8 protein-coding genes and 1 tRNA gene are annotated in these 6,495 nt (G+C 73.3%); 5 read left to right on the top strand and 4 right to left on the bottom strand.

The annotated features are described in order from the left end of the window. The 3 genes from C1I97_RS28465 to C1I97_RS28455 all read left to right on the top strand — a co-directional run. Nucleotides 1-866, top strand: an 866-nt coding sequence (locus C1I97_RS28465) for a DMT family transporter (protein WP_111006005.1), incomplete at its 5' end; no start/stop codon positions are given. A gap of 11 nt (nt 867-877) precedes the next feature. Continuing rightward, nucleotides 878-1,633: a polysaccharide deacetylase family protein gene (locus C1I97_RS28460; RefSeq protein WP_111006002.1), complete on the top strand. Its 756-nt coding sequence runs from the start codon at nt 878-880 to the stop codon at nt 1,631-1,633. A 20-nt stretch (nt 1,634-1,653) separates the two neighbouring features. After that, nucleotides 1,654-2,430, top strand: coding sequence for a cobalt-precorrin-6A reductase (locus tag C1I97_RS28455; RefSeq protein ID WP_111006004.1), 777 nt, complete (start codon nt 1,654-1,656; stop codon nt 2,428-2,430). Here C1I97_RS28455 and cobF read toward each other — a convergent pair. Beyond that, nucleotides 2,390-3,160, bottom strand: a complete 771-nt coding sequence (gene cobF / locus C1I97_RS28450) for a precorrin-6A synthase (deacetylating) (RefSeq protein ID WP_111006003.1) — start codon at nt 3,158-3,160, stop codon at nt 2,390-2,392. The genes C1I97_RS28455 and cobF overlap by 41 nt on opposite strands. A 55-nt stretch (nt 3,161-3,215) precedes the next feature. Beyond that, nucleotides 3,216-3,749: a DUF309 domain-containing protein gene (locus tag C1I97_RS28445; RefSeq protein ID WP_111006001.1), complete on the bottom strand. Its 534-nt coding sequence runs from the start codon at nt 3,747-3,749 to the stop codon at nt 3,216-3,218. Nucleotides 3,750-3,852: 103 nt separating this feature from the next. Between C1I97_RS28445 and C1I97_RS28440 the strand changes: the two genes are divergently transcribed. Further along, a tRNA-Pro gene (locus tag C1I97_RS28440) sits at nt 3,853-3,926 on the top strand. A 544-nt stretch (nt 3,927-4,470) separates the two neighbouring features. Here the strand turns inward: C1I97_RS28440 and C1I97_RS28435 are convergent. Then, nucleotides 4,471-5,214 carry a class I SAM-dependent DNA methyltransferase gene (locus C1I97_RS28435; protein ID WP_111006000.1) on the bottom strand — a complete coding sequence of 248 codons (744 nt, stop codon included), beginning with the start codon at nt 5,212-5,214 and terminating at the stop codon, nt 4,471-4,473. Nucleotides 5,215-5,391: 177 nt separating this feature from the next. On the opposite strand from C1I97_RS28435, the gene C1I97_RS39385 reads away from it, so the two are divergent. Next, complete coding sequence (locus tag C1I97_RS39385; protein ID WP_146608316.1) at nt 5,392-5,679, top strand: hypothetical protein; 288 nt, start codon at nt 5,392-5,394, stop codon at nt 5,677-5,679. 299 nt (nt 5,680-5,978) lie between these two features. Here C1I97_RS39385 and C1I97_RS28425 read toward each other — a convergent pair whose 3' ends face one another. Continuing rightward, nucleotides 5,979-6,437, bottom strand: a complete 459-nt coding sequence (locus C1I97_RS28425) for a DinB family protein (protein WP_258382777.1) — start codon at nt 6,435-6,437, stop codon at nt 5,979-5,981. Nucleotides 6,438-6,495: the final 58 nt, after the last annotated feature.

The raw sequence follows: 6,495 nt of genomic DNA, 5'->3' as shown, positions 1-6,495 counted from the left end.
GGCGCGGAACGGACGGCCCGGCCGTACGGGCGCCGGACGGCGGACGCGGGCCGGCGGGCCGGCGCTCTCCTCAGGCCGTCCGCGCGAGGCGGCGGCGGTTCTGGCTGGCCGGGGCGGCCCTGCTGGCCGGATCCGCGGTGCTGCAGGCCGCGGCGCTGGCCGTCGGCAGTCTGTCACTCGTCCAGCCGCTGCTGGCCACCGAACTGCTGTTCACACTGGTGCTGGGCAGCGTCGTCTTCCACTGGCGCCCGGCCCGGGGCACCTGGCTGTCCTTCCTGGCCCTGGCCGCCGGGCTGGCCCTCTTCCTCGGTGCCGCCGCGCCCTCCGCCGGACGCGCCACGGCCGAGGCGGGACGCTGGATCCCGGTCGGCATCGCCCTCGCCTGCCTGGTGACCGTGCTGCTCGTCGTGGCACGGCTGGTCAAGGGGCCGCCCCGGGCCGCCGTACTCGGTCTGGCGGCGGCCGTGCTGTTCGCGGCGACGGCGGCCCTCCTCAAGGAGGTGACGGGGGTGTATCCGCAGGGCCTGGCCGCGCTGGCGACCAACTGGACGCCGTACGCCACGGCGGCCACCGGCCTGGCCGCCTTCGGGCTGCTCCAGCTGGCCTTCCACGCGGGCACCCTGGTCGCCTCCCAGCCCGCCCTCACCCTCGGGGACGCCGTGACGAGCGTGGCGCTCGGAGTGGCCCTGTTCGGGGAAGAGATCGCCCTGGGCGTGCGCGTGCTTCCCGAGGCCATCGGCATCGGCCTCCTGGCGGCCGGCACGGTCGGCCTGGCCCGCTCTCCCGCCGTGTCGGGCAAGTGGGACGCCGAGCCGGCGCGCGGCACGGTCCCCGGCCGGGGAAGGGCACAGGCGGAACACCCGTGAGGAGGCCACAGATGGGAGGACCCGGCAGCCGTGCCGTGCGGACCACGGCGGCGGCGCTCGCGCCCGTCGCCGCCGTCGCGGCCGCGCACATCGTCCCGGCGGCCACCTGGCTGCCCCGCTTCCGTGCCCTGTGCTTCCCGCGCCTGGCGGGGACCGGCCACCCCGACCACATCGCACTGACCTTCGACGACGGTCCGGACCCGGCCTGTACGCCGCACTTCCTGGACGAGCTGGACCGGCTCGCCGTGCGCGCCACCTTCTTCGTCCTCGGCGAGAGGGTGGCCCGGTACCCCGGGCTCACCCGGCACATGGCGGAGCGGGGCCATGAACTGGCCGTGCACGGCTGGACCCACAGCCGCCCCTGGCTGCCGGCCCCGGGCCGGGACCTGCGGGAGACGGCACGGGCGGCCGACGTCCTGCACGACACGACCGGCAGGCGCCCGCACTGGTACCGCCCGCCCTACGGCATCCTCACCTCCGGCCGCTGGGCCGCCGCCCGGCGCGCCGGCCTGCGACCGGTGCTGTGGACCGCCTGGGGCCGGGACTGGACGCCGGACGCCACCCCCGCCGCCGTCCACACCACCGTCACCGCCGGCCTGCGCGGCGGCGGCACGATCCTCCTCCACGACTCCGACCACGCCTCGTCCCCCGGCTCCTGGCGCATCACCCTCGCCGCCCTCCCCGCCCTGATCACCACCTGCCACGCGGCCGGCTGGACCGTGGGCCCCCTGTCCGACCACGGCCTGCACCGATCCCGGAGGACATGACCCCGCGTACCCTCGACGTCATGTCCTCCCACGTCCTGATCCTCGGCGGCACGGCCGAGGCACGTGAACTGGCCGCGGTGCTCGCGGTGCGCGAGGGCGTGCGGGTGACCAGTTCGCTGGCGGGGCGGGTGACACGGCCCGGCGCGGTGGACGGGGAGGTGCGCGTCGGAGGCTTCGGCGGGGCGGAGGGACTGGCCGCGTGGCTGCGGGAACACCGCGTGGACGCCGCCGTCGACGCCACCCACCCCTTCGCCGAGACGATCACGCGGAACGCGGCGCGGGCCGCGGCGGCGACCGGCGTGCCCCTGGTGGTACTGCGCCGGCCCGGCTGGCGGCCGGAGCCCGGGGACCGCTGGCGCGCCGTCGACTCACTGGACGCGGCGGCCGGACTGCTGCCCCGGCTGGGCCGCCGGGTCTTCCTCACCACGGGACGGCTCGGCCTCGCCGCCTTCGCCCACCTGACCGAACCGCACTTCCTCGTACGGTCGGTGGAGCCGCCCGAGCCGCCGGTGCCGCCCAACCTGCGGGTCGTACTGGCCCGGGGACCGTTCACCGAGGCCGACGAGACGGAGCTGCTCAGGACGCACCGCGTCGACGTACTGGTGACCAAGGACAGCGGGGGCGCGGCCACGGCGGCCAAACTCTCGGCCGCACGCCGCCTCGGGCTGCCGGTCGTCGTCGTACGGCGCCCGCCGCTGCCGCCGCGGCTGACCGCCGTACCGGACGTGACCGCCGTACTGGAATGGCTCGGGCCGCTTACTCCTCCGGGCGCCGCCGCAGCAGATACGTGTCCATGATCCAGCCCTTGCGCTCCCGCGCCTCGGCCCGCAGCCGCTCGATGCGCGGCGCGGCCTCGGCGATCGGGCCGGCGGCCAGGATCTCGTCCGGGGTGCCTATGTAGGCGCCCCAGTAGATGTCGATGTCCTGGTCGGCGTACTGCCGGAACGTCTGGTGGGCGTCCAGCATCACCACCACGTCGTCCACCCCCTCCGGGAACCCCTCGGCGAGCCGCCGGCCCGTGGTGATCTGCACCGGCCGGGCGACCCGGTTGAGCCCCGTACGGTGCCGGGCCACCAGCGCGGAGACGCTGCTGATGCCGGGCACCACGTCGTACGCGAACTCCACCGCGCCCCGCGCCAGCACCTCCTCGAGGACGCCGATCGTGCTGTCGTACAGCGCCGGATCCCCCCACACCAGGAACGCGCCGGTCCCGCCCTCGCCCAGCTCCTCGGCGATCAGCCGCTCGTAGAGGTCCGCACGGGCACTGCGCCAGTCCCCGACGGCGGGGGAGTAGGCGGCGCCGCCCGCCGACCGGTCCCGCTCCGGGTCGCGCGCCCGGACCACGCGGTACGTCCCCTCGGGCACGTGCGTGCGCAGCATGTCCCGGCGCAACTCGACGAGGTCGGACTTCACCTCGCCCTTGTCGAGGACGAAGAACACGTCCGTCTCACGCAGCGCCCTGACCGCCTGCAGGGTCAACTGCTCCGGGTCGCCCGCGCCGATGCCGATGACATGAATCTTTCGCACGCCCCCGAGTCTGCCGTACGGCACTGACACCCCGGCACCACGCCCCTGCCCAGGGCTACGCTCCCCGAAGCCGAGGCGCCCGCTCCGCCGCGTCCACGGCGCCCGCCGCCCCGCTCTCCACGGTGTCCGCCAGCTCCCGCGCCCACGCCACGAGCGCCGGGGCGTCCATGTCGTACGGAATCCGCTTCCCGGTGTCCGCCACCCACTCCTCCACGGCTCCCGCCCCGCGCCGCAGCAGCCGGGCGCCACCGGTGACGTTGCCGCGAGCCGCGTGCGTGAGCCCCACCGCGAGCTGGGCCAGCCCGCGCCACAGGGTGCGCTCAGCCTCCGGCCCCGACTTCCAGGCGTCCTCGAAGACCTCGTGCGCGTGGAAGGGCCTGCCCGCGTCCAGCAGCGCCTGCGCCTCGGCGACCGTCTGTCCCGGGGTGCGCACCACGCCCTCGGGCTGCCGCGGCACACCGTCGGCACCGTACGGCAGGGGCCTCCCCAGCCCGTCCCGAGGCCGCGCGTTGCGCGCCCGCCCCTCACTGTCCCGGTCCCGCGCGCCGGCCGGCCTGCCGGAGGACGCGCTGCTGGATGCGCTGCTCATACGCCGATTGTCCCCCTCGCTCCCCGCCCGCTTTCGATCCGGCCCCCGAGGTGCGGTAAAGTGACGTTCACGCGATCACGCGGGTCACCGCACGTGAACGCACCGGGACGTGGCGCAGCTTGGTAGCGCACTTGACTGGGGGTCAAGGGGTCGCAGGTTCAAATCCTGTCGTCCCGACTCGGAAGAGTCACAGATCAAGATCAGGGGATGTTTCGGAGGAGTCCGAAACATCCCCTTGATCATTGCTGGGGACCAGTCGCGAACCAGCACCCCCGACCGCGTCGGCGGGCGGCCACGACCGGGCTCGACGGCGAGCACGGGACACTGGCGGGCCGGCCCGACGCGGGTACCCGGACGAGCAGCCGGAGCCGCGGTCCTGGACCCGGTCGGTGATCTCGCCGCCTCACGTGCCGCGGACAAGATCCTCCGGTGGCGATGGCGGTCGCCGGAGGACCTGTCCGGTGACACCGAGCCGCTGTGGCCGCCGCAGTTGCCCCTGCGGCGAAAGACCGCTGGGTGGCTGCGCCCGGGAGATTGCTTCGTGGCCACCACGGGGCACGGCGAGTGGACCGGAACCGAGGAGAACCGGCTCGGGGGTGGTGCTCCGATGTGGTGGAGCCATGCGGATGCTGCCACCGACCGTGAGCGGATCACCCAGGCCGGCCCGGTGACCGAGACCGGCTTGGTGAGGGGGTCCGCGGGTGCAGGCGGCGCCGCGGAACTACTGCGTCGGCGGGAGTCGGTAGACGGAGACGTGAGAACGCGACTCGGCGGTGAATTCGGTTCCGGACCAGTCCGCGTGTCTGGCCTCCCGTTCGAATCCGGCCAGCTGGGCCATGAGGTCGAGTTCGGCCGGCCAGATGTAGCGATGAGGGCTGCGGAACAACCGGGCCTGCTGGGTCTCGTCGAAGTGGAAGTGGTGCGACACCACGTGCTGGCGCAGGACGTCGTAGGTGTCCAGACCGATGTAGCCGGGTTCGGACTGCCAGACGGTGGCCGTCCGGCCCGGTGGGAGCTTGCGCAGCTCGGGTACCCAGAGCTCGATCATGAACCGCCCACCGGGCGTGAGGTGGCGGGCGGCGTTACGGAAGCACTGGACCTGCTCCTCCTGGGTGAGCAGGTTGGAGATCGTGTTGTAAACGAGGTAGACGAGGGCGTACTTCCCGGGAGCGACGGTGGTCGCCATGTCACCCATGATCACCGGGATCGTTGCTTCGTCGGCCTTGGTCCGCAGTTGCTCCACCATCGGCAGCGACAGCTCGATGCCGGTGACAGGGACTCCCCGCTCGGCGAGCGGGACGGCCACCCGGCCGGTCCCGATGGCGAACTCGAGTGCTGCTCCGTCCCCTGCGAGCTGGACGAGGCGATCCACGGTCGGCCCCAGGACCTCGGGCGCGAACATGCCGGAGCCGGGTGTGTCATAGCGCCGGGCGGCATCGGTGTCCCAGATCTTCTCCTGCTGCATTCCGTCAACGCTGGCCGTTGACCTGTGCGATGTCCAGCGAATTTCCCGCGCCGCTCCAGGGCCGGCTGTACGTGTAGGGTCTGCCCCGCCTCGTGCCCGGGGGCTTGTCGGCGTGTCCGAGGCCGGCCGCGCGTGATCCGCTGTCCGCACGTGAACCGTGCGGGAGAAGGTGGACGGTTGAAGTCCCGGATCGGATACGCCGTGCAGCCGGGCCCCGAGCCGCGCTACGTCTGCTCGCCCGAACACGGCCTGATGAACGCCTCGTTCGTCGTTCTGGGGGCGCTCCTCGTCGTCGGCGTCGCCTTCACCGGTGCGCTGTGGCGCAGGGGCGCGACCGCGATCGTGGCCCGGTGCCTGCCGGCCTGCCGGCCTGCGCCGACGTGGGATTCGTGTGGGCCGGGCCGGTACCCGTGGACGTCCACGAGAACCAGCACGTCCTGGGTGCCCTGCTCATCATGGCCATGATCAACATCGGCCTTCTGATGGCGGGTGCCGGCCTGGCGGACGACGTGCCCGGTCCGCTGCGCTGGGCGACCGGCTGCTGGGAGCAACGGCGATCACGGCCTTCGGGCCCTTTCCCTCCCACCGCTGTCTCGGACTCGGGAGGGGAGGCACGGAACGGATAGCGGCATTCCCCCTCCTGGTGTGGGCCCGGGCGGCCGCTGTCCGCGGCCTGTTCCATCAGGCGCCTCGAATGCAGGACGCGCCGCCGGGAAGGCACATCGCGCAGGCCACCCGCGGGTGATGAGGCTTTCCTTGCCAGGTCACATCCCGGTGGAGCCGTCGATGCGTTCGCGCAGGAGATCGGCATGGCCGTTGTGCCGGGCGTATTCGGCGATCATGTCCACCAGGATCCTCCGGAGCGAGACCGGTTCGCCGGTCCTCCTGCGGATCCCTGTTTCCTCCAGCGATGCGGCAGCGACCGTGATCCGCCTGGAGTGCTCGCACTCCGCCCGCCAGACGGCGAAGGCTTCGTCGACGTCTCCGTCCAGGCTGTCGAAGTCCTGGTCGGGGTCGTCGTCGGAGTAGTAGAGCATCGGAACGTCGTCGCCGGCGAACTGGATGCGGAACCACCAGCGCTCGACACCGGCCAGATGCCGCACCATGCCATGCAGGGACAGGCCGGACGGCGGCACCGCCCGTTCGGACAGCCGCTCCGGAGGCAGGCCGGCGCACTTGAGCTCGAAGGTGGCCCGGTGCCAGTCCAGGACCGCGCTCAGGATCTCCCTCTCCCCACCGACGGCGGGCGGGGCCGCCGTCCGGCCTGTCCCTGCATGGCAT

Origin of the sequence: Streptomyces sp. NTH33, assembly GCF_003236365.1 — a bacterium.
Lineage (GTDB): Bacteria > Actinomycetota > Actinomycetes > Streptomycetales > Streptomycetaceae > Streptomyces.
This window is presented reverse-complemented; position numbering and strand designations above follow the sequence as displayed.

What these genes read in the sequence shown, in the direction of transcription:
- C1I97_RS28460 (WP_111006002.1), top strand. Translation starts at nt 878, where the DNA reads ATGGGAGGACCCGGCAGCCGTGCCGTGCGGACCACGGCGGCGGCGCTC.
- C1I97_RS28455 (WP_111006004.1), top strand. Translation starts at nt 1,654, where the DNA reads ATGTCCTCCCACGTCCTGATCCTCGGCGGCACGGCCGAGGCACGTGAA.
- C1I97_RS28445 (WP_111006001.1), bottom strand. Translation starts at nt 3,749, where the DNA reads ATGAGCAGCGCATCCAGCAGCGCGTCCTCCGGCAGGCCGGCCGGCGCG.
- C1I97_RS28435 (WP_111006000.1), bottom strand. Translation starts at nt 5,214, where the DNA reads ATGCAGCAGGAGAAGATCTGGGACACCGATGCCGCCCGGCGCTATGAC.